General features: G+C 65.7%; 17 protein-coding genes and 1 other RNA gene. 6 read left to right on the top strand and 12 right to left on the bottom strand.

Annotated elements, in window-relative coordinates:
- Nucleotides 1–2: 2 nt before the first annotated feature.
- From greA to ACYX4P_RS15990, 4 genes are all read right to left on the bottom strand, one after another.
- The gene (greA, locus tag ACYX4P_RS16005) at nucleotides 3–476 is read right to left on the bottom strand and encodes a transcription elongation factor GreA (protein WP_312570599.1); all 474 of its coding nucleotides are present in this window, start codon (nucleotides 474–476) and stop codon (nucleotides 3–5) included.
- 145 nt (nucleotides 477–621) lie between these two features.
- Nucleotides 622–822: a hypothetical protein gene (locus ACYX4P_RS16000; RefSeq protein WP_248120428.1), complete on the bottom strand. Its 201-nt coding sequence runs from the start codon at nucleotides 820–822 to the stop codon at nucleotides 622–624.
- A 54-nt stretch (nucleotides 823–876) separates the two neighbouring features.
- Nucleotides 877–1542, bottom strand: a complete 666-nt coding sequence (locus tag ACYX4P_RS15995) for a glutathione S-transferase family protein (RefSeq protein ID WP_248120426.1) — start codon at nucleotides 1540–1542, stop codon at nucleotides 877–879.
- Nucleotides 1543–1600: 58 nt separating this feature from the next.
- On the bottom strand, nucleotides 1601–1825 hold the full coding sequence (locus ACYX4P_RS15990) for a cysteine protease (protein ID WP_248120424.1): 225 nt from the start codon (nucleotides 1823–1825) through the stop codon (nucleotides 1601–1603).
- Between the two features lie 130 nt (nucleotides 1826–1955).
- Between ACYX4P_RS15990 and ACYX4P_RS15985 the strand changes: the two genes are divergently transcribed.
- The gene (locus ACYX4P_RS15985) at nucleotides 1956–3260 is read left to right on the top strand and encodes a dicarboxylate/amino acid:cation symporter (protein ID WP_248120423.1); all 1305 of its coding nucleotides are present in this window, start codon (nucleotides 1956–1958) and stop codon (nucleotides 3258–3260) included.
- A gap of 194 nt (nucleotides 3261–3454) precedes the next feature.
- Nucleotides 3455–5368, top strand: a complete 1914-nt coding sequence (locus ACYX4P_RS15980) for a methyl-accepting chemotaxis protein (RefSeq protein WP_248120421.1) — start codon at nucleotides 3455–3457, stop codon at nucleotides 5366–5368.
- A gap of 56 nt (nucleotides 5369–5424) precedes the next feature.
- On the opposite strand, the gene carB is transcribed toward ACYX4P_RS15980, so the two are convergent.
- The 4 genes from carB to ACYX4P_RS15960 all read right to left on the bottom strand — a co-directional run bounded on the left by carB (nucleotide 5425) and on the right by ACYX4P_RS15960 (nucleotide 13588).
- A complete protein-coding gene (gene carB, locus ACYX4P_RS15975) occupies nucleotides 5425–8721 on the bottom strand; it encodes a carbamoyl-phosphate synthase large subunit (RefSeq protein WP_248120419.1) in 3297 nt (1098 codons plus the stop codon).
- Between the two features lie 25 nt (nucleotides 8722–8746).
- Nucleotides 8747–9061: a ribonuclease E inhibitor RraB gene (locus ACYX4P_RS15970; RefSeq protein ID WP_248120416.1), complete on the bottom strand. Its 315-nt coding sequence runs from the start codon at nucleotides 9059–9061 to the stop codon at nucleotides 8747–8749.
- Nucleotides 9062–9258: 197 nt separating this feature from the next.
- A complete protein-coding gene (locus ACYX4P_RS15965; RefSeq protein ID WP_248120414.1) occupies nucleotides 9259–12594 on the bottom strand; it encodes a TonB-dependent receptor domain-containing protein in 3336 nt (1111 codons plus the stop codon).
- 295 nt (nucleotides 12595–12889) lie between these two features.
- Nucleotides 12890–13588 carry an HAD family hydrolase gene (locus ACYX4P_RS15960; RefSeq protein ID WP_248120412.1) on the bottom strand — a complete coding sequence of 233 codons (699 nt, stop codon included), beginning with the start codon at nucleotides 13586–13588 and terminating at the stop codon, nucleotides 12890–12892.
- Nucleotides 13589–13717: 129 nt separating this feature from the next.
- Here ACYX4P_RS15960 and ACYX4P_RS15955 point away from each other — a divergent pair, with 129 nt between their 5' ends.
- Complete coding sequence (locus ACYX4P_RS15955) at nucleotides 13718–14986, top strand: S41 family peptidase (protein ID WP_248120411.1); 1269 nt, start codon at nucleotides 13718–13720, stop codon at nucleotides 14984–14986.
- Between the two features lie 158 nt (nucleotides 14987–15144).
- Here ACYX4P_RS15955 and ACYX4P_RS15950 read toward each other — a convergent pair whose 3' ends face one another.
- The 4 genes from ACYX4P_RS15950 to tkt form a co-directional block, all read right to left on the bottom strand.
- Nucleotides 15145–15378, bottom strand: coding sequence for a YbdD/YjiX family protein (locus ACYX4P_RS15950; RefSeq protein WP_248120409.1), 234 nt, complete (start codon nucleotides 15376–15378; stop codon nucleotides 15145–15147).
- Complete coding sequence (locus tag ACYX4P_RS15945) at nucleotides 15371–17458, bottom strand: carbon starvation CstA family protein (protein WP_248120407.1); 2088 nt, start codon at nucleotides 17456–17458, stop codon at nucleotides 15371–15373. Before ACYX4P_RS15945 ends, ACYX4P_RS15950 begins: the two co-directional genes overlap by 8 nt.
- A gap of 106 nt (nucleotides 17459–17564) precedes the next feature.
- Entirely contained in the window at nucleotides 17565–18758 is a 1194-nt protein-coding gene (gene purT, locus ACYX4P_RS15940; protein ID WP_248120405.1) for a formate-dependent phosphoribosylglycinamide formyltransferase, read from the bottom strand.
- 47 nt (nucleotides 18759–18805) lie between these two features.
- Nucleotides 18806–20755, bottom strand: coding sequence for a transketolase (gene tkt / locus ACYX4P_RS15935; protein ID WP_248120524.1), 1950 nt, complete (start codon nucleotides 20753–20755; stop codon nucleotides 18806–18808).
- A 138-nt stretch (nucleotides 20756–20893) separates the two neighbouring features.
- On the opposite strand from tkt, the gene ACYX4P_RS15930 reads away from it, so the two are divergent.
- The 3 genes from ACYX4P_RS15930 to ssrS all read left to right on the top strand — a co-directional run bounded on the left by ACYX4P_RS15930 (nucleotide 20894) and on the right by ssrS (nucleotide 21687).
- Nucleotides 20894–21160, top strand: coding sequence for a hypothetical protein (locus tag ACYX4P_RS15930; RefSeq protein ID WP_248120403.1), 267 nt, complete (start codon nucleotides 20894–20896; stop codon nucleotides 21158–21160).
- Nucleotides 21160–21474: a cell division protein ZapA gene (locus tag ACYX4P_RS15925; RefSeq protein WP_248120402.1), complete on the top strand. Its 315-nt coding sequence runs from the start codon at nucleotides 21160–21162 to the stop codon at nucleotides 21472–21474. The genes ACYX4P_RS15930 and ACYX4P_RS15925 overlap by 1 nt, the downstream gene beginning before the upstream one ends.
- Nucleotides 21475–21526: 52 nt before the next feature.
- A non-coding RNA gene (gene ssrS / locus ACYX4P_RS15920) (6S RNA) lies at nucleotides 21527–21687 on the top strand.
- The last annotated feature ends 3 nt before the right edge of the window (nucleotides 21688–21690 follow it).

Genomic DNA, 21690 nt, shown 5'->3' with positions numbered 1-21690 from the left:
CCTTATTTCCACTCGACCTTGACGATTTCGTAAGCCTTCACCCCGCCGGGCGTGTTGACCTCGACGACATCGCCGACCTCCTTGGAGATCATGGCGCGGGCGATGGGGGAGGCGATGGAGATGCGGCCCTGTTTCACGTCGGCCTCGTGCTCGCCGACGATCTGGTAGCGGCTCTCTTCCTCGGTGTCCTCGTCCACCACGGTGACGGTGGCGCCGAACTTGACCTGGTCGCCCGACAGTTTGGACACGTCGATGACCTGGGCGCGGCTGATCTTGTCCTCGATCTCGGCGATCTGGCCCTCAATCCAGCCCTGCCGCTCCTTGGCGGCATGGTATTCGGCGTTCTCGGACAGGTCGCCGTGTTCACGGGCCTCGGAGATGGCCGCGATCACGCTGGGCCTCTCGACCGACTTCAATTGCTTCAGTTGATCGTCGAGGACGCGATAGCCCTCGGCCGTCATCGGCACTTTTTCCATTGTGTCGTGATTTTTCTTGTTCGCCCAGAGACTGGAAAGACGCGGAAGTAGGCACATAAAAGGCCGCGGGGCGGGCGCGGCCGGGCATCAAAGCTAGGGGTAATCACGCCTAAAATCAAGTCCGCCGCCCCACACGGGCCATATTTCAGGCCCGCGCGGGTGGTTCCGACTTATGATCGCGGCGCAAAACGCCCTTGATCAAGCTGTAGGCCAGCCAGCCGATTGCGGCCAGACCGGCGAACATGAACAGGCCGGAAACCAGCGCCGCTCCGGCAGCCATGAAGGCGAGGACGAAGGCGACGGCGGCGGCGAGCCCGGCGATGATCTGAATGGTTTGAAGGCGCATGATCCGTTAACGCCTAGCGCCCTGTCGAGTTGCGATCAGCCGATCACGATCCGATCACGCATAGCTGTATTCGCCGCCTCGCTCCAAGGCGCGGCGATAGGCCGGGCGGGCATGAATGTGGTCTAGGAAGGCCTTCAGGCGCGGCTTGCTGGCGGCGTCAAAGGCGCGATCGGCCCCGGCTTCCACGGGGAAGCTCATCATGATGTCGGCGGCGGTGAACTGATCCCCGGCAAACCATTCCGAGCGTCCCAACTCACTCTCCCAGAAAGCGACATGGGTGCGAAGTTGGGGTTCGACAAAACTGGCCAGCGCCTTGTTCGCCACGCCCTTGACCAGCGGCTTCATCAGGCCCGGTGCGCGCTGGGGCAAGATTGAGAAGACCAGTTTCAGCAACAGCGGCGGCATCGCCGAGCCTTCGGCGTAGTGCAGCCAATAGGTGAAGCGACGCGCCTCGTCCGTACCCGCCGCCGGGCGAAGCCGACCCTGGCCATACGCCTCTAGCAGATATTCGACGATGGCTCCGGTCTCAGCCACCGTGATGGAGCCGTCTTCGATCACCGGCGACTTGCCCAGAGGATGGACCTTAAGCAGTTCGGGCGGCGCCAGCCTGTTGCCCGCGTTCCGCTCGTAGCGGATCACCTCATAATCCAGCCCCAACTCCTCCAGCAGCCACAGGACACGTTGCGAGCGGCTGTCGTTCAGGTGATGGACTTTGATCATCGGTCGGCTCCGGTAGGCGAATGGCGACTATTCGCGCCGCAGGATGTGAAGTCGAGGCCTAATGCGGCTTACGGCCGCTCCACCTGGCGCGCGGACGCGGCCGGGTCTGGGCCTGGTTCTGAGCGGCGGTCCCGGGTCGGGCGCTCTCGCGACGGCTGCGCCAGACCTCATAGGCCAGGGTGGCCAGAGCCAGTTTGCCGGCGTGACGCCCCGCCAGGCGGCGTCCGCCCTTGGACAGCAAGAGGCCGCCCAGCATGGGAACCAGTTTGTGCAGACGGGACATGGTCGATCTCCTTGTTCTCGTCTCCAACGCACCGGCGGAGTTCGCGTTTCGTGCTGCGACGACCTGATCTGCCAAAGACCGCCAGAAGGTTTGGCGCGCGCGCGGCGAAAAGGGGTGCTAGCTCTGGTCGATGCGCTCTTCTCGTCTCGCCGCTTTCTTCACCTCGCTCAGCTTCTTCGTCATCGCCGCCCTGGTCGCCGGGGTGGTGGTCGGGGCGATGGCCCAGGGCGCGGACGCGCCATGGCTGACGGGCGGGTTGGGCGTGGTCGAAAGCCTGGGGCAGGTCTGGCTGAACGCGCTGCGCATGACCGTCATTCCGCTGGTGTTCAGCCTGTTGGTCACCGGCATTGTGTCCATCGCCAACGCGGCCGCCACCGGGCGTATCGCGGCGCGGTCGCTGATGGTCTTCGGCGTGTTGCTGGTCGGGGCGACCATCTATGCGATCCTGGCGGGTCTGGGACTGCTGGCCCTTTGGCCCATCGACCCGGAGGCCGGTCGGGCCCTGCTGGCGGGAACCCCGGCGGATTCGGTCGCCGTGGTGGGCGAGGCGGCGCGAACGGACGGCCTTCGCGCCTTCCTGTCCAGTCTGGCGCCGGCCAATGTGGTCAAGGCGGCCGCCGACGACGGGGTGCTGGCCGTGGTCGTATTCGCGGTGGCCTTCGGCTTCGCCGCCACCCGGATCAAGACCGAACTGCGTCGGCCCCTGGCCGGTTTCTTCGAGGCGGTGGCCGAGACCATGGTGGTCATCGTCCACTGGGTGCTGCTGGCTGCGCCGTTCGGCGTCTTCGCCCTGGCGCTGGGCGTGGGGCTGCGCGCGGGCCTGGGGGTGGCGGGGACGCTGGCCCACTATGTCGCCATCGTCTGCCTCAGCCAGATCGGCCTGATCCTGATCACCTATGTCGTGGCGGTGGTCTGGGGGCGGATATCGCTGGCCCGGTTCGCACGTGCCGTCGCCCCCGCCCAGGTCGTCGCCGTCTCGACCCAGTCGTCGCTGGCCAGCCTGCCGGTTATGATCGAGCGGGCGCGCGATTGGCTGGGCGTACCGCAGACCTCGGCTGGTCTGATCCTGCCGCTGGCGGTTGCGGTGTTTCGCATCACCAGCCCGGTCGCCAACCTGGCGGTCTGTCTCTATGTGGCGCAACTGAACGGGATTGACCTAAGCCTCGGCGTTTTGATCGCGGGCGGACTGACGGCCATCGCCGTGTCCATCGCCTCGGTCGGCCTGCCGGGCCAGGTCAGCTTCTTCGCCGCTATCGGCCCCATCTGCCTGGCCATGGGGCTGCCGCTGGGTGTCCTGCCTCTGTTGCTGGCGGTGGAGGTGATTCCCGACATCTTCCGCACGGTCGGCAATGTCACGGCCGACCTTGCCGCGACCCGGATCGTGCAGGGTAGGGCTGCGAAGCTAATCGATTTCGAGCATTCCAAGACGTCATAAGAAACTGGCGCGAAACTATTCTCTCCTTTTCGGAAAGAATGGTGCAACTGGCACGTGTCCTGAAAGTTGAGAAGATTCTTTATTTCAAAAGCGCCGATTGAGACTTGCTTAATGGGCGTTCTGTAATCGCCCCGTGAACGAGGACAGGCGCGGCATCGGCACGCGCGATCCCCCTTCAAGGTGAAAGTGCGATTATGAGCATCAAAGCGCGGCTCTTGCTGTGTCTGGCCGCCCTGGCCGTCGGCATGGCGGCCATCGGTCTCAGCGGGTGGGTCTCTGCATCGGTCATGAACCAGCGCATGCAGTCGGTGCTCTCCAATCGCGTGGTCCCCATGCAGCAGTTGAAGGCGGCCGTCGACATGTATGCCGTCAACATCGTCGACACCGCCCATAAGGCGCGCGACGGCGCGATGACATCCGATCAAGCCATCCAGGCCATCACGGCCGCCAAGTCCACGATCGCCAGCAACTGGAACGCCTATCGCGTCACGAGCATGACGGCCGATGAGCACGCTTTGGTCGAAAGCACGTCTGCCGCCCTGCCCGCCGCCAATGCGGCTGTAGAAGAGCTGGAGCGTTTGCTGCGCGCGGGCGACGCTGCGGGGCTGGATCGGTTCGTCCGAACCGACCTTTATCCCGCAATCGATCCGGTCAGCGCCAACATGGCCAAGCTTGTCGATCTTCAGGTTCGCGTAGCTCGCGAAGATGGCGTGGAAGCCGCAGGAGTCTTCAAGATCGCCATGATCGTCATGGCTCTGATCGCTCTGGCGGCTGTCGGCCTGCTGGTCTTCGCCACCCATGTGATCGTCAAACGGGTCTCCACGCCTCTGCAGGCCATGACGGGCGCCATGTTGCGCCTTGCAGACGGCGACCACGGTATCGTCGTACCGGCCGTGGGGCAGCGCGATGAACTGGGACAGATGGCCGACGCCGTGGTGGTGTTCCGCGACGCCGCCATCGCCAAGATCAAGGCCGACGCGGCCATGGTCGAGGCCAAGGCCAAGGCCGACCACGATCAACGCGTCGCCAGTGAAACGGCCATCGCCGAACAGCAGGCCCTGGTCGTGCAGTCGTTCGGTGTGGCGCTTGATCGTCTGGCGCAGGGCGACCTGACCTATCACGTCAATGACAGCCTGCCGGTGGAGTACGAAAAGCTGCGTTCCGATTTCAACGCCGCCATGGCCGCGTTGAAGGATACGATGTCGGTTGTGGTGACCAATGTGTCGGCCATCCGTTCGGGTTCGGGCGAGATCAGCCACGCCGCCGACGACCTGTCGCGCCGCACCGAGCAACAGGCCGCCAGTCTGGAGGAAACCGCCGCCGCGCTGGATCAGATCACCGCCACCGTCAACCGCACCGCAGCCGGCGCGCGCCAAGCCTCCGATACGGTTCTGGCGGCCAAGAACGACGCTGAAACATCAGGCGTCATCGTTCGTGACGCCGTGCAGGCGATGGGCGATATCGAGAAATCGGCGCAGGAGATCAGCCAGATCATCGGCGTGATCGACGAGATCGCCTTCCAGACCAACCTCCTGGCCCTGAACGCCGGGGTGGAGGCCGCCCGCGCGGGCGAAGCCGGTCGGGGGTTTGCGGTCGTGGCCTCCGAGGTGCGCGCCCTGGCCCAGCGCTCGGCCGAGGCCGCAAAGGAGATCAAGACTCTTATCTCCGCGTCCACGCGCCAGGTGAACACAGGCGTCAATCTGGTGGGCCAGACGGGCGAGGCCCTGCAACGCATCGTCGGTCGCGTTGCGGAAATCGATGGCTTGGTGTCGGAAATCGCCGCCTCGGCCCAAGAGCAGGCCGTCGGCCTGGCCCAGGTCAACACCGCCGTGAACCAGATGGACCAGGTGACCCAACAGAACGCCGCCATGGTCGAGGAATCGACGGCGGCCAGCCATTCTCTGTCGCAAGAGGCCCTCGGACTGGCGGACTCCGTCGCACGGTTCAACCTCGGCGCGCCCCCTTCGGCCGCGCGTAAGGCTCCGGTGCCGCCTTCCGCCCGTCAGGCCCCGCGGCCCGTCGTTCAGATGCGCAACATCGGGTCTGGCGCCGCCGCCGTCCGGCGTCCGGCGCCGGTCGCCGAGGAAGCGGGCTGGGAAGAGTTCTGAGCCGCTAAGCCCGAAAAGCCGACGGGCGGAGGTCGAAACCTCCGCCCGTCGATCGCTCAGTATTCCTGGATCGCCTTCACATCCAGATCACCGGCCTTGATGGCGCCAATGGCCTGGGCCGCCGCCAGCGCGCCGGCGGTGGTGGTGTAGTAGGGCATCTTCATCATCAGGGCCGTGCGGCGCAGGCTGAAGCTGTCCTGCAGCGACTGCTTGCCCGAGGTGGTGTTGAAGACCAACTGGACCTCGCCGTTCTTCATGGCGTCCACGATGTGCGGACGGCCTTCCAACACCTTCTTGACCCGCTTCACCTCCAGCCCCTGTTCGACCAGATAGGCGTGGGTGCCGCCGGTGGCGATCAGGCTGAAGCCCTCGGCTAGCAGGGTCTTGGCCGCATCCACGATAAACGGCTTGTCCTCGTCCTTGACAGAGATGAAGGCGCAGCCCGAGGTCGGCAGGGTGGTCCCGCCGCCGATCTGCGACTTGGCGAAGGCGCGGGCGAAGGCCGGGGCCATATCGGCCTCGCCCTCACGCTTCCAGTCCAGACCCATGACCTCGCCGGTCGAGCGCATTTCCGGGCCCAGGATGGTGTCCACCCCCGCGAAGCGCGCGAAGGGGAAGACGGCTTCCTTGACCGCGATATGGTCGTAAGGCCTGTCCGTCAGGCCGAAGGACTTCAGCGGAACCCCGGCCATCACCTTGGCGGCGATGGAGGCGATGGGTTGGCCGATGGTCTTGGCCACGAAGGGCGCCGTGCGCGAGGCGCGCGGGTTGACCTCCAGCACGAAGATGCGCGGGTTCTCGCTGTGCGGTTCCTCGATGGCGAACTGCACGTTCATCAGGCCACGCACCTTCAGGGCCTTGGCCATTTCGGTGGTCTGGCGCTTCAACTCCGTCACCGTCTCGGCGGACAGCGAGTAGGGCGGCATGGAGCAGGCGCTGTCGCCCGAGTGGACGCCAGCTTCCTCGATGTGCTCCAGCACGCCCGCGACGAAGACCGTCTCGTCGTCGCACAGGGCGTCCACATCCACCTCGGTGGCGCGGTTCAGATAGTGGTCGATCAGGACGGGATCATCGCCCGAAACGCGCATGGCCTCATGGACGTAACGGTCCAGTTGCTCGCGGTCGTGGACGATCATCATGCCGCGTCCGCCCAGGACGTAGGAGGGGCGCAGGACGACGGGATAGCCGACCTCTTCCGCCTTCTGCGCGGCCTCTTCAGCGCTGCGGGCCAGGCCGTTGGGCGGTTGGCGCAGGCCGATGCCTTCCAGCATCTGCTGGAAGCGCTCGCGGTCCTCGGCCAGGTCGATGGAGTCGACGGATGTGCCCAACACGGGGATATTGTCGTCCTGCAGCGCGTGGGCCAGCTTCAGCGGCGTCTGGCCGCCGAACTGCACGACGCAGCCGATAAGGTCGCCCCTGGAGCGTTCGACCTCGATCAACTCCAGCACGTCCTCGGCCGTCAGCGGCTCGAAATACAGGCGGTCGGAGGTGTCGTAGTCGGTCGAGACGGTCTCGGGGTTGCAGTTGACCATGATCGACTCGACGCCGATCTGGTCGAAGGCGAAGGCCGCATGACAGCAGCAGTAGTCGAACTCGATCCCCTGGCCGATGCGGTTCGGACCGCCGCCCAGGATGATGGCCTTCTTCTTGTCCGACGGCTCGGATTCGCACTCGGGGATTTGGCCCAGCGCGCCGGTCTCATAGGTCGAATACATATAGGCGGTGGCCGAGGCGAACTCGGCGGCGCAGGTGTCGATCCGCTTGAACACCGGCCGCACGTTCAGGCCGCGACGGGCCAGACGCACGGCCTTTTCGGTCGCGCCCGTCAGTTGGGCGAGGCGAGCATCGGAGAAGCCCTTGGCCTTCAGGCGGCGGAACTCTGTCGGGTCGGTCGGCAGGCCCTTGACCCGCACATGGCCTTCCTCGCGCACGATGTCGGCGATCTGACGCAGGAACCAGGGCTCATAGGCGCAGGCCGCGTTGACCTCTTCCACCGACAGGCCATGGCGGAAGGCCTGGGCGATGACGCGGATGCGGTCCGGCGTAGGGACGCCCAGCGCCCGCACCACGGCGGCGCGCGCCGTCGCATCGTCGGCGGCCCCGGCGACGCCCTCGATCTCCACCTCGTCGAAGCCGGACAGGCCGGTCTCAAGCCCCCGCCGGGCCTTCTGCATCGATTCCTGGAAGGTGCGGCCGATGGCCATGACCTCGCCCACAGACTTCATCGAGGTGCCGAGCAGGGGCTCCGAGCCCGGATATTTCTCGAAGGCGAAGCGCGGGATCTTGGTGACCACATAGTCGATGCTCGGCTCGAAGCTGGCGGGCGTGACCTGTGTGATGTCGTTCTGCAGTTCGTCCAGCGTATAGCCGACGGCCAGACGCGCCGCGACCTTGGCGATGGGGAAGCCGGTGGCCTTGGACGCCAGGGCGGACGAACGCGACACGCGCGGGTTCATCTCGATCACGACCATTCGGCCGTCGGCGGGGTTGATGGCCCACTGGACGTTCGATCCGCCCGTCTCAACCCCGATCTCGCGCAGGACGTTGATCGAGCCGGTCCGCATCCGCTGATATTCCTTGTCGGTCAGCGTCAGGGCGGGGGCGACGGTGATGGAATCGCCCGTATGGACGCCCATCGGATCGACGTTCTCGATGGAGCAGATGATGATGCAGTTGTCCGCGGTGTCGCGGACGACCTCCATCTCATATTCCTTCCAGCCTAGCACCGACTCTTCGATCAGGACTTCGGTGGTCGGCGACAGGTCCAGTCCGCGAAGCACGATCTCCTCGAACTCCTCACGGTTGAAGGCGATGCCGCCGCCGGTGCCGGCCAGGGTGAACGACGGGCGGATCACGGCGGGCAGGCCGACGAACTCCAGTCCCTCCAACGCCTCTTCCATCGAATGTGCGGCCTTTGAGCGGGGCGATTCCAGGCCCAGCTTGTCCATGGCGTCGCGGAACTTCTGACGATCCTCGGCCTTGTCGATCACCTCGGCCTTGGCGCCGATCATCTCGACCCCGTGCTTCTCCAGCGCGCCGGATTCATGCAGGGCGAGGGCCGTGTTCAGCGCCGTCTGGCCGCCCATGGTCGGCAGCAGGGCGTCGGGCTTTTCCTTGATGATGATCTTCTCGACCATTTCGGGCGTGATCGGCTCGATATAGGTGGCGTCGGCCACCTCCGGGTCGGTCATGATGGTGGCGGGGTTCGAGTTGACCAGGATGACCCGATAGCCTTCCGCCTTCAGCGCCTTGCAGGCCTGAACGCCGGAATAGTCGAACTCGCACGCCTGGCCGATGACGATCGGGCCGGCGCCGATGATGAGGATGGACTTGATGTCTGTGCGCTTGGGCATCGCCAGCTCTTCTTCTTATAGAACGCTAATGGGTCACGACCGCGCAGTCCCAGCCGTCATAGTCCAGCTGGAAGGCCGCGGCCCAGGTCTGCATCATGGCTGAGGTCGCCGAAAACGACGCCTCGTCCACCGCCATGGTGGTCTCTAGAATGGTGGAATCGTCGGCGCCGCTGGTCAGGAAGCCCGCACGGCGCGCCACCTCGTTCAGGTCGCCGTGGTCGCCTTCGCCATAGAAGTGGAACCGCGTGTGGCGCGGGGTCACGCCGCTGTCGCCCTGTTCGGCCAGCGCCGCGCGCACCATGGCGTCGCGTTCGTCATGACTGATGTCGGTGGCGAGCAAGAGCGGCCTGTTCCTTCGGTCTCTACGCGCGCGAGAAGCCCCCGCACGGCAGGGCCATGCGACGTTCGCGTCATGTTGTCGGTTAAGCGGCCCGTTTAGAGAGGCAGGGGACGCCTGACAAGGCGGTGCGGCCTCTGAGCAAAGAAAAAGGGCGGCGTCTTGCGACGCCGCCCTCCAGTCTCAGAAGCGAACCTCCCTTAGAAGGGGCGGAAGTTCAGGCCGACGAAGAAGCGACGGCCGTAGGGATCGTAGTTGGAGTAGATGGTCGTGCCCAGGATATCGCGCTGTTCTGCGTCGAACAGGTTAACCACCCCGGCGCGCAGCGTCAGATCGTCCCGCACCTTGTAGCGAACGGTCAGATCGTGGCGGACGAACGGTCCAGTCTCCATCTGGTCGACCAAGCGGGCGTCGGCGTTGTTGATGAAGTCGCGCGCCCGAATGATGTTGGCGCTCGACTGCCAGTCGGCCGTCCAGTTGATGTTCCAGGTGTCGTTCGGACGCCATGCCAGCGACGAGCTCAGACGCACACGCGGATAGACGTTGGTGCCGCTGAGACCGATGCTTCCAGCCAGTTCATCGTAGTCGCTCGGGTCAGATTCGTTCAGATATTGCTTCTGCTCGATCAGCCATGACCCGTTCACACGCCAGTCGAAGGCGCCCCAATTCTTGCCGAAGTCAGCCGTTTCCAGCGTGTAGTTGGCGCCGAAATCGAGCCCGCGGGTCTCGAGAGCAGCGTAGTTGAACGACCGCTCGATGAAGCCGCCGATCGCATTGCCGGACGGTGCGCCGACACCGAACGGAATGTTCGGCGAGTTGCGGAAGATCGAGTTACAGGCGTCCAGGTTTAGTTCCGCGCCATTGACGCAGTTGTTCGCGATCCCTTCAGCCGAGACCGAGGCGATCACCTTGTCGATGCGGATCTCGTAATAATCCAGCGTCATGGTCAGGCCGGGGATGAAGCGCGGCTGAAGCACGGTCGAGAAGGTGAAGGATTCGGATTCTTCCGGCTCCAGGTTCGGATTGCCGCCGCTGACGCCGGCGATGCCCGAGGTGTAGTCCGGGCGGAAGTCGTCGGTGTTGGTGGCGGTCGCGCCGGCGAAGTCGAACATCAGACCCTTCTGCGCGGCCAGGGCCGTGCAGTTCTTGATGCGGTTGGCCTTGGTCTCCTGGTCGTTCACCGCGGCGATGCTAGCGGTCGCGCATGGATCAACGAAGCTGTTCGCGAAGGTTTGGCCGAACGGAGAGTAGTTCTCGCCGAGGTTCGGAACGCGAACAGAGGAGTTGAAGCTGGTCTTGAAGGTGATGTCGCGGATCGGGCGATAAACCAGGTTCACGCCGTAGACATCGACATTGCCGACCGTCGAATAGTCGGCCCAGCGGTACGAACCGCTGAGTTCGGCATATTCGCCAAGACGGGAATCGCGGAACAGCGGCACGGACAGCTCCGTGAACACTTCCTTGGATTCATAGCTGACTTCAGGGAAATCCGCTCCGGTGTTGAGGAACAGCAGGCGGTCGCCGGCCGTTGCGCTACGACCGATGGCCGATGTCGTTTCCTTGCGCCATTCACCGCCGAAGGCGAAGCCGAGGTTGCCGGCGCCCCATAGATCCCAGAGTTCGGTGGAGATCGATCCGACAGCCTGCTGCTGTTCGTTCATTTCCTTAACAACGACGGCGGCGTCCACGTACTGCAGCGCTTCAGCCGACTGATTGCCTGCGCCGAAGATGTTCAGCGGCGCACATTGCGCGATCGAGTTGCGGCCGTATTCCGTGTCCAGCAGGTTGGTGGGGTCGCCGTTTGCGTCCCTGCGGTGCTTGTCGGCGATGAAGGTCGCGCCTTGCGCCTGAAGCAATTTGGAGCGGCAGACGATGGAGCCTGCCGGGCCAGCGACACCCAGTCTGTCGATGACCGAGTCGGCGGCGAGCGCCATGCGCTGCGAATCGACAGCGCGCTCGATGTTTTCGATCTCGGCCTTGCCGTAGGTGTAGCCCAGGTCCCAGGACAGCGACTTGGCGAAGCCCATCGGCCCGTGATCGCCCTTGAAGCCAGCGACATAGCGTTGGATATCACGGGTGTTCGACTGCGTCCGGTCAGGGCCGAAGAAGCTGTGACGCGCGATCGGCAACGCCTGGCTGCGGATCAACTGGCCCGCGTTTGCTGCCGTCGGCGGCGCATACACATCGATGCGATTGGCGGCGATCGCCGTCTTCAGGTTCTGCGGCAGGAAGGCGTTGTCGTCCCAGCGCAGGTCGAAGGCCGAGGTGCCCCAGATCGAATTCGTGTCGTTCGCAGCATAGGAGCTATTGTCCAGATCGATGTCGAAGAACGTCCGCTGACCCCGCATGAAGGTGTCTTCGGTGACGTATTTCGCCTCTGCAAAGAAGCTGATGGCGTCCGTGACCTTGAAGTTGGTGCCGACCTGGTAACGCTGCGATTCCGATGCAGGCACGCGGCTGTAGCCGGCCACTTCGCCCAAAGGCATGCCGTCACCGCCGATGTTGTAGGGGCGGTTGATGCCGACGTTGCCGACGCGTTGACCGAAGTTCGCCAGACGGCCGTTCGCGCCGTCATAGACGTAGGTCTTGCCGGGCGTGATTCCGTAGCAGTTTGCGGCATAGGTGAAGCCGCTGTCGCCAAAGCAGTTTTGGTAAGGAATGTTGGGGTTAGTCAGGTCGCTGGGCTGTTGCAAGTTGGCCAGCGTGGTTTGGCCCCACGGCAGGATGTCCAGACGGTTAACGCCATAGAAGACCGTGGCGTCGAGACGGCCGTCATAAGGCGCCGTCGTGGGATCGGCGTCGATAGCCAGGCGGATCGGGGCGCGACGGATCCAGTTGATGTCCATCGAATCGACGTTGTCGATCTTTTCGTACTCGGCGTGTGCATAGACGTTCAGCCGGTCATCGAAGAAGTTCTTGCCGACCAAGCCTGAAATGCGGCGGCTAGCTTCGCCGTTACTGTTGATCTGGCCGTAGTTGGCGTCGATCTCCAGGCCTTCGAAGTCCTTCTTCAGGATGAAGTTGACAACGCCGGAAACCGCGTCGGCGCCGTACACCGAAGAGGCGCCGCCCGTGATGATTTCAACATTCTGGATAAGCAGGCGCGGAATGGTGTCCACGTCCACCGAAAGCTCGCCGCCGGAAGACCCGACATGCCGACGACCGTCGACCAGCGTCAGCGTGCGACCCGCGCCCAGCGAGCGCAGGTTGGGCAGCGAGAGGCCGCCGGTGTTCAGGGTTTGTCCGGTGGTGTCGGAGGGCACCGTCGAGTTTTGAAGCGCCGGAATGGTCGCTAGATAGTCGATGACGCTGGTCTGGCCGGTCGACAGGATTTCATCCTGCGACACCTGGATCAAAGGCGTCGGCGCATTTGCGGCGCTGCGACGGATGCGCGATCCAGTGACGATGATTTCGCCCAGTTGCGTGGCCGAAGCGTCTGAGGGGGACGTCGTCTGGGCAGGCAAATCTTGAGCGAAGGCGGTCGTGGCGATCAGGGCGCCCGCGAGCACCGTTGATGACAGTAGAATATTTCGCATATGGACTCCGTATGGCGCGGCCGATGGGGGACAAGACGCCAAAAGACGTCGTTGATCCGCCGCTTGCGGGTCACAAACCTGACACAGAAGGTGACGTCAAGGCAGGTCGCGATTATAGACCGAATAACGACGTTATACATTCTTACTGTTTTAGAATAGACACACTTACCCATCCTGATGGGAAGCTGAGCTTTTAGCCTGCTCAAGCACCGTATGACGTTATTCAAGACTTATTATGGGCCTTCCGGCTTACCGTCTTCTCGGGACCGCCAGGGCTTTCAAAGTAGGCTCTGTCTCAACAATTGATCGCCGCGATCCAGTCGGGCAGTTCGCCGATGCGGGCCAGGGAGACGTAGCGGGGCTCGTCAACAGGGGCGTCGGCCAATTCGTGGGCCCAGGTGACGTGGTAAGGGATGTGGACGCCGAAGGCGCCGGCGGCGATGGCGGGCAGGACGTCGGACTTCATGGAGTTGCCGGCCATGACGGCCTCGGCCGCGCCTGTTCCGTGACGCGCGAAGACGCGGTCGTAGGTGGCGCGGTCCTTCTCGGACACGATCTCGACCGCGCTGAACCGTTCACCCAGGCCGGACGCGGCCAGTTTGCGTTCCTGATCCAGCAGGTCGCCCTTGGTGATCAACACAAGGCGATATTTCTCTGACAGTTCGGCGATGACTTCGTCCACGCCGGGCAGGGTTTCGACCGGGTGGGCCAGCATCTCGCGGCCGGCCGCCAGTATCTCACGCACGACTTGGGGCGGGGCGGAACCGCCCGTCAGCTCCATCGCCGTCTCGATCATCGACAGGGTGAAGCCCTTCACGCCGTAGCCATAGAGACGCAGGTTGCGCTGTTCGGTCTCGGCCAAACGCGCCTCGATGGTCGCCTCGTCGCCGTGGTCGGCCAGCAGATCGACGAACCGCGCGTGGGTCAGGCGGAAGATCGTCTCGTTGTGCCAAAGGGTGTCGTCGGCGTCGAGGCCGACCGTGGTGATGCTCATTCCGCGCCCCTATCACGGCATGGGGCGAGAAGGGAGACGCGATGAACGGTTCGGCGTTGCGGCCCATCTGCGCCAATGACGCGCATTCGTGATTTGAGACGACCGGGGCGGCAAGGTCAGATGCGGCCTATGCGTCTATCTCTTTCGTCTCGCCTGTTCGGGGTCGTGTTGCTGGGGCTGCCCCTCGGGTCGGCGGCTTCGGCGGTCGCTGCGCCCCTGGCGCCGGTCAGCGCGGCAGGCGTCGCGCCAAGTCGCGCGCAGGAACGGTTGAATCAGCGTGTGTTCGACCGGGTGTGGGACGAGGTTCGGCGCGGCTATTACGACCCTTCATTGCATGGCGTGGACTGGCGCGCGGCGCGGACCCAGTTCCGACCTCAGGCCATGGCGGCGCCGGACGAGCGGGCGCTGTACCGGGTGCTGAACGCCATGCTGGACCTGCTGGATGACGGCCACGCCGCCGCCAGCCCGCCGGCCGCCGTCCGGCGTCAGGAAATGCAGTTCGCGCGTCGGGCCGTGATGGGTATGACCCTGATGCGGGGCCAGACGCCGGACGACTGGACCGTGGAGCGCATCCGACACGGTTCTCCGGCCGAGGAGGCGGGCATCCAACTGGGCTGGGCGCTGAAAACCGTTGACGGTCGGCCGTGGGGACCGGACGTGGAGGCGTTCGACGGCCGACCCGTGCATCTGGTCCTGACCGACGAGGCGGGCCAGCGGCGAGAGACGACCCTGACGCCGCGCATCATGGATGCCGTCCAGCCCTTCGTCGCCGATACGTCGCGGCCCGGCGTCCTGGTGCTGCGGGTCGAGCAGTTCGACAAGGGCCTGGGACCGTGGATGGGCAGCGCGCTGGAGGGACTGCCGCCCGATGTGGACGTGGTGCTTGATCTGCGCGGCAATCCTGGCGGGCGATTGTGGGAGGCCGAATCGGTCCTGACCTGTTTCCTTCCTCGCAATCAGGCCTGGGCGACGCGGACGGGGCGAACCGGGCGGGCGGTGGTGCTGAGGGCGGCGGGCGACTGTGGCGACCGGCGCGATCCCCTGGCCAACCCCGTCGCCGTCCTGGTCGATCAGGGCAGTCGCAGCGCGGCTGAACTGACGCCGGCGGCCCTGCAAGAGGCGCGACGCGGCATCGTGGTGGGGGAACGGACCGGCGGGTCGGTGCTGATCGCGCAGGAGACCAATCTGCCGGATGGAGGGCGGCTGACCCTAAGCCGGGCGGATTTCGTCACCGCCGGCGGGACGCGGCTGGAAAAGCGCGGGGTGACGCCAGACATCGCCGCCCCTCGCACGGTGGCCCAAAGACGCGCCGGCGACGACCCGACGCTGGAGGCCGCCATTGCGGCGCTTCGCAGCCAGGATCGGGCGGGCGCCGCTGACCGACCCGGCCCGCTCTAGCTCATTTTCTTCTATCGCCCCATCCCGGCGAAAGCCGGGACCCAGTTCTTTTGCAAGATGGGTACGTTGGATTGGCGGCTGGCGCTTTGGGTCCGGGTCGAACGTCCAAAGCGCTGGGTCCCGGCTTTCGCCGGGAGGAGCGCAAGATCAAAGAGCGATCAGCAGCATTTGAACCCGCCCGCCCCGCCGAACCGGCGTTGTTCGTGCAGGCGGAAGAAGGCGGTCTTGTCCAGCGGCGGCTGGTCGGGATGGGTCGCCGCCGCATGGTCGACATAGGCCTGATAGTCCGGCTGGCCGATCATGGCCCCGGCCGTGCGCCTGACGCCGCGACCCCACCGCAGGGCGGTTTCGCGGCACAGGCACAGCAGGTCCTCGTTCGAGGGGTCAGGCACGGGCCACGTCCGCGGCTTCGTCGGCCGGGGTCAGTTCGTGGCTTTCGGGATATTCGCGCACGGTCGGACGGTTGTTGCGATAGGCCTTGCGGCAGGCCAGGACGCCATAGACGACCATGGTGATGACCACGAACAGGAAGCCCGCCGTCAGCGCCGAGTTGACGTAGTCGTTGACCACGATCCGATGCATGTCCGCCGCCGACTTGGCCGGGGCGATCAGTTCGCCGGCGCCCAGCGCCTCCTGATACTTCCGGGCATGGGCCAGGAAGCCGATGCGGACCTCGGGGTGGAACAGCTTCTGGAAGCCCGCCGTCAGGGTGCAGATCAGCAGCCAGGTCGCTGGCACGACCATGACCCAGGCGAACTTCTCGCGCTTCATCTTGAACAGGACCACGGTCCCCAGGATCAGGGCGACGGCCGCCAGCATCTGGTTGGCGATGCCGAACAGGGGCCACAGGCTGTTGATGCCGCCCAGCGGATCGACCACGCCGGTATAGAGGAAATAGCCCCACAGACCGACCGTCAGGGCCGTGGCCACGACGTTGGCGGCCCAGGACTTGGTTTCGCGCATCTTGGGAACCGCGACGCCCAGCAGATCCTGGATCATGAAGCGGCAGACGCGGGTGCCGGCGTCCACGGTCGTCAGGATGAACAGGGCCTCGAACAGGATGGCGAAGTGATACCAGAAGGCCATCATCGCCTTGCCGCCGATCACGCTGGACAGGATGTGCGCCATGCCGACCGCCAGGGTCGGGGCGCCGCCCGCGCGCGACAGGATCGAGTGCTCGCCCACGTCGCGGGCCAGTTGCTCCAACTCTCCGGGCGTGATGTGGAAGCCCCACTGGGCCACGGCGGCGGCGGCCGAGGCCGCATCCTTGCCGATCACGGCGGCCGGGCTGTTCATGGCGAAATAGACCGCCGGGTCCAGAACCGTGGCGGCGATCAGGGCCATGACCGCGACGAAGCTTTCGCACAGCATGGCGCCATAGCCGATCATCGGGATCTGGGCTTCGTTCTCCAGCAGCTTGGGCGTGGTGCCCGAAGAGATCAGGGCGTGGAAGCCCGACACGGCGCCACAGGCGATGGTGATGAACAGGAAGGGGAACAGGGCCCCGGCGAAGACCGGGCCGGTGCCGTCGATGAAGGGGGTGATGGCCGGCATCTGCAGGTGCGGACGCACGATCAGGATGCCGACGGCCAAGGCCACGATGGCGCCGATCTTCAGGAAGGTGGACAGGTAATCGCGCGGCGCCAGCAGCAACCACACCGGAATGACCGAGGCGATGAAGCCATAGATCATCATCAGAATGGCCAGGGTCGGGCCGGTCAGGGTGAAGGCCGGGCCCCAATAGGGATCAGCCGCGACATGGCCGCCGCCGATGATGGCCAGGATCAGCAGGACGACGCCAATCACCGACACCTCGCCCACGCGGCCGGGGCGCAGGAAGCGGGTGTACAGGCCCATGAAGATGGCGATGGGGATGGTGGCGGCGACGGTGAACGTGCCCCACGGGCTTTCGGCCAGGGCCTTGACCACCACCAGGGCCAGAACGGCCAGGATGATGACCATGATCATCAGGACGCCGACCTGGGCGATGATGCCGGGGATATTCCCCATCTCGGTGCGGATCATGTCGCCCAAGGACTTGCCGTCGCGGCGCGTGGACATGAACAGGACCATCATGTCCTGCACCGCCCCCGCCAGCACGGCGCCGACCAGGATCCACAAGACGCCGGGCAGATAGCCCATCTGCGCGGCCAGCACGGGCCCGACCAGCGGCCCGGCCCCCGCGATGGCGGCGAAGTGGTGGCCGAACAGGACATTTCGGGGCGTCGGCACATAGTCCAGCCCGTCGTTGCGACGCATGGCGGGCGTCAGGCGCGCGGGGTTCAATCCCATGACCTTGTTGGCCAGATACCGGCTGTAGAACCGATAGGCGATCGCATAGGTGCAGACGGCGGCGACCACCATCCAGACCGCGCTGATGCTCTCGCCCTGATGCAGGGCGATGACGCCCAGGGACACGGCCCCCAGGATGGCGATGGCGCCGAAGATTATGGGTGTGCTCAGCTTGCCCACGACAGTTCCCTCCCAGCCGACTGATCGCGGCCCTCGCCCATGGTTTGCACCACAATGCGGGACAAGGCCAATCGACCAAAGTCGTAGAGGTGGAGGAGGGTCGGCGTCAGCCCCGAACGACCTTCACCCGCCCGGCCGCCTCGCGCGCCCGTTCGCGGGCCTGATCCACATCGGCGCCGCGCGCGGTCGCCACGCCCATGCGGCGGCGCTCGAAGGCTTCGGGCTTGCCGAACAGGCGCAGGTCGGCGGTGGGGACCGACAGGGCCTCGGCCACGCCCTCGAAGGCGACGCCCTCAGCCTCCAGGCCGCCATAGATGACCGCGCTGGCGGCGGGCTCGCGCTGGGTCACATCGACCGGCAGGCCCAGGATGGCGCGGGCGTGCAGGGCGAACTCGCTCATGGTCTGGCTGGCCAGGGTGACCAGGCCGGTGTCGTGCGGACGGGGCGAAACCTCGGAGAACCAGACCTGATCGCCCTTGACGAACAGTTCGACGCCGAAGACGCCCAGGCCGCCTAGCGCCTCCGTCACCTTGCCGGCGATGTCCTGCGAAGCGGCCAGCGCGGCGGGCGTCATGGCCTGAGGCTGCCAGCTCTCGACATAGTCGCCCTTGACCTGGCGATGGCCGATGGGGGCGCAGAAGTCGGTGACGACCACGCCATCGCGCAGCGAACGCACGGTCAGCAGGGTGATCTCGAAGTCGAAATCGATCCGGCCCTCGACGATGACGCGCGCGCCCGCGACGCGGCCGCCTTCCTGGGCATAGGTCCAGGCGTCGGCGATTTCGTCGGGGTTCTCGACGAAGGACTGCCCCTTGCCGGACGAAGACATGACCGGCTTGACGAAGTTGGGATAGCCGACGATCTCAGCGCCCGCCGCCAGTTCCTCAGGCGATCCTGCGAAGGCGTAGGGGCTGGTGGGCAGGCCGAGGGTCTCGGCGGCCAGCTTGCGGATGCCCTCGCGGTTCATGGTCAGCTGAACCGCGCGGGCGGTGGGAACGACCCGCGCCATGCCCGCCGCCTCGATATCGGCCAGAACCTCGGTGGCGATGGCCTCGATCTCGGGCACGATGATGTGCGGCGCCTCGGCCAGGATGACGCCGTTCAGCACCTGGGCGTCGGTCATGGGGATGACGTGGCTGCGGTGCGCGACCTGCATGGCCGGAGCGTTGGGATAACGGTCCACAGCGATCACCTCGGCGCCCAGCCGCTGCAGCTCGATGGCGACCTCCTTGCCCAGTTCGCCCGCGCCGAGCAGCATCACGCGCACGGCGGTGTCGGAAAGCGGGGTGCCGAGTTTCATCATCTGCTCCTGAAGTCCTCCCCCGCCAGCGGGGGAGGATCTGAGGCCTAAAGCCGGGCCTTGACCGCCGCCACTACGGCGTCCGAGGTGATGCCGAACTTCTCGTACAGGACTTCGGCCGGGGCCGAGGCGCCGAAGCTGGACATGCCGATGAAGGCGCCGTCTTCGCCGATGAACCGCTCCCAGCCCTGTTTGATGGCGGCTTCCACCGCGACGCGCACGGTGCCGCGACCAATGACGGCGGCCTGGTAGGCGGCGTCCTGTTGCTCGAACAATTCGAACGAGGGCACCGAGACGACGCGGGTGGGCGTGCCTTCGGCTTCCAGAGTTGCCGCGGCGTCCAGCGCCAGAGCCAGTTCGGTGCCGGTGCCGAACAGGGTGACCTTGGCCTCGCCATTGGCGGCCTTGATCTCATAGGCGCCCTTGGCTGACAGGTTTTCGGTCGCGGCGGCGGTGCGGACGGCAGGCGTCTTCTGGCGCGACAGGGCCAGGGCCGAGGGCGCCGTCTTGGTCTGAAGCGCGATCTGCCAGCACTCCATCGCCTCAATCGTGTCGGCGGGGCGGAAGACCAGCAGGTTCGGAATGGCGCGCAGGGCCGCCAGATGCTCGACCGGCTGGTGCGTCGGGCCGTCTTCGCCCAGACCGATGCTGTCGTGCGTCAGGACGTGGATGGCGCGCACGCCCATCAATGCTCCCAGACGAATCGCCGGACGGCTGTAGTCCGAAAACACCATGAAGGTGCCGCCGTAGGGGATGACCCCGCCGTGCAGGGCCAGGCCGTTCATGGCCGCCGCCATGCCGAATTCGCGGATGCCCCAGTTGACGTAGCGGCCTTCATAGGTCGGCGCGTCCAGGACCGGCGTGCCCTTGACGAAGGTGTTGTTCGATCCGGTCAGGTCGGCCGAGCCGCCGACCAGTTCGGGGATGGCGGCGAACAGTTCGTCCAGCGCAGCGCCTGACGACTGGCGCGTGGCCTGTGCGGGCTTAGCCTCGACCAGTTCGGCGATCTTGGCGTTCAGGGCGTCGAAGGCGGCCTCGGGCAGGTCGCCCTTCATGGCGCGGGTGAAGTCGGCGGCCTGGGACGAGGCGGCGAGGCGGGCCTCCCACTTCTTGCGGTCCTTGGCGCCGCGACGGCCGACCTTGTGCCAGGCCGACAGGATGGTCTCGGGCATTTCGAATGGGTCGTGATCCCAGGCCAGGCCCAGGCGGGTGGCGGCGATCTCGGCGGCGCCCAGGGCCGCGCCGTGGGTCTTGTGGCTGCCTTCCATGGTGGCGGCGCCCTTGCCGATCTTGGTCTTGCAGGCCAGCAGGACGGGCTTGTCCTGGCGGATGGCCCATTGCATCGCCGACTTGATCGCCTTCATGTCGTGGCCGTCGACGGCCTTGACCGCCCAGCCGGCGGCCTTGAAGCGGGCCTTCTGGTCAACGGCGTCGGACAGCGAGACCTTGCCGTCGATGGTGATCTCGTTGTCGTCCCACAGCACGGTCAGCTTGTTCAGCTTGTAGCGGCCGGCAAGCGCGATGGCTTCCTGTGACACGCCCTCCATCAGGCAGCCGTCGCCGGCGATGACCCAGGTGCGGTGATCGACCAGGTCGTCGCCGTATTTGGCGGCCAGATGACGCTCGGCCATGGCGAAACCGACCGAGGTGGCCAGACCCTGACCCAGCGGGCCAGTCGTGACCTCGACGCCGGGCATATGGCCATACTCAGGGTGGCCCGCGGTCTTGGAACCCCACTGGCGGAAGTTCGACAGTTCTTCCTTGGTCGCCGCCTTGTAGCCGGTCAGGTGCAGCAGGGCGTAGATCAGCATCGAGCCGTGGCCGGCCGACAGGATGAAGCGGTCGCGGTCGGCCCAGTCGGGGCGCGAGGCGTCAAACTTCAGGAACTTGGAAAACAGCACCGTGGCGACGTCGGCCATGCCCATCGGCATGCCGGGGTGGCCCGACTTGGCCTTCTCCACGCCGTCCATCGCGAGGACGCGGATGGCGTTGGCCATCTGTTCGGGGGTGGCCTTGGGTGCGGATTTGGCGTCGGTCACGGCGGAGACCTTTCGAACGATGCGGAATTTAAGAGGCGGCGCCGCTTTACCCCGGCGCGTCCTCGGGTTCTATACGCAATTTGCAAGGAGCGACCGATGGCAGACGCCACCACGGCCGCACGGGCGCGCATCGACCGCGCCCTGGCCGACCTCGAACGCAAGATACTGGAGCTGAAGGCGCGCCCCGCCTCGGCGCCCGCCGTTGCGGACGACGACCTGTTCGCGCCCCGCCCCGCGGATGCGCGCCTCGCCGAGTTGGAGGCCGCAGGCCGCGAGGCGTCCGAGGCCCTGGGTCGTGCGGCCGAGGCCGTGCGCGAGGTTCTGGAAGAGGCGCAGGATATGACCGAAGGCAAGGATCGCTGATGGCGACGGTGACGGTTGAGGTGAACGGCCGCCCTTATGCGGTGGGTTGCGCCGATGGTCAGGAAGAGCGGGTCCGCATCCTGGCCAAACAGTTCGACAATCAGGTTCGCGCCGTGGCCCAGGATGTCGGTCAGGTCGGCGATCTGCGCCTGTTTTTGATGTCGGCCCTGATTCTGGCCGATGAGTTGCACGAAGCCCGCCTGGGCGGAGGAAAGGCGCCGGCCGCCGCGCCCGCGCCCGCTGCGACCGACGGGGTCGCCGAGGCCCTGAACGCCGTCGCCGCGCGGATCGAGAAGATCGCTCAAAATATCTGACGTCGGGCCGCTGGCGTGTTCGCGCGCAAGGCCCTATCTTGTCTGGCGGCGGGTCATGCTGCGGCTCACGTCGAAGACAACATATCCTTCTGACCTTAATTCACTCTACGGGATCTGTCCCTGTCCGGGCTCGAGGGCCTGGGCATATGGAGCCCACCTGGCTACCCAGGTCGAGAGGATTTAAACGTTCTTCACGGTTCGCGCGGCGCCGCCACC

It is taken from the genome of Brevundimonas sp. ABV4_179, from assembly GCF_056311945.1.
The sequence above is the reverse complement of the archived record's forward strand: the minus strand, read 5'-3'. Positions and strand labels throughout refer to the sequence as shown.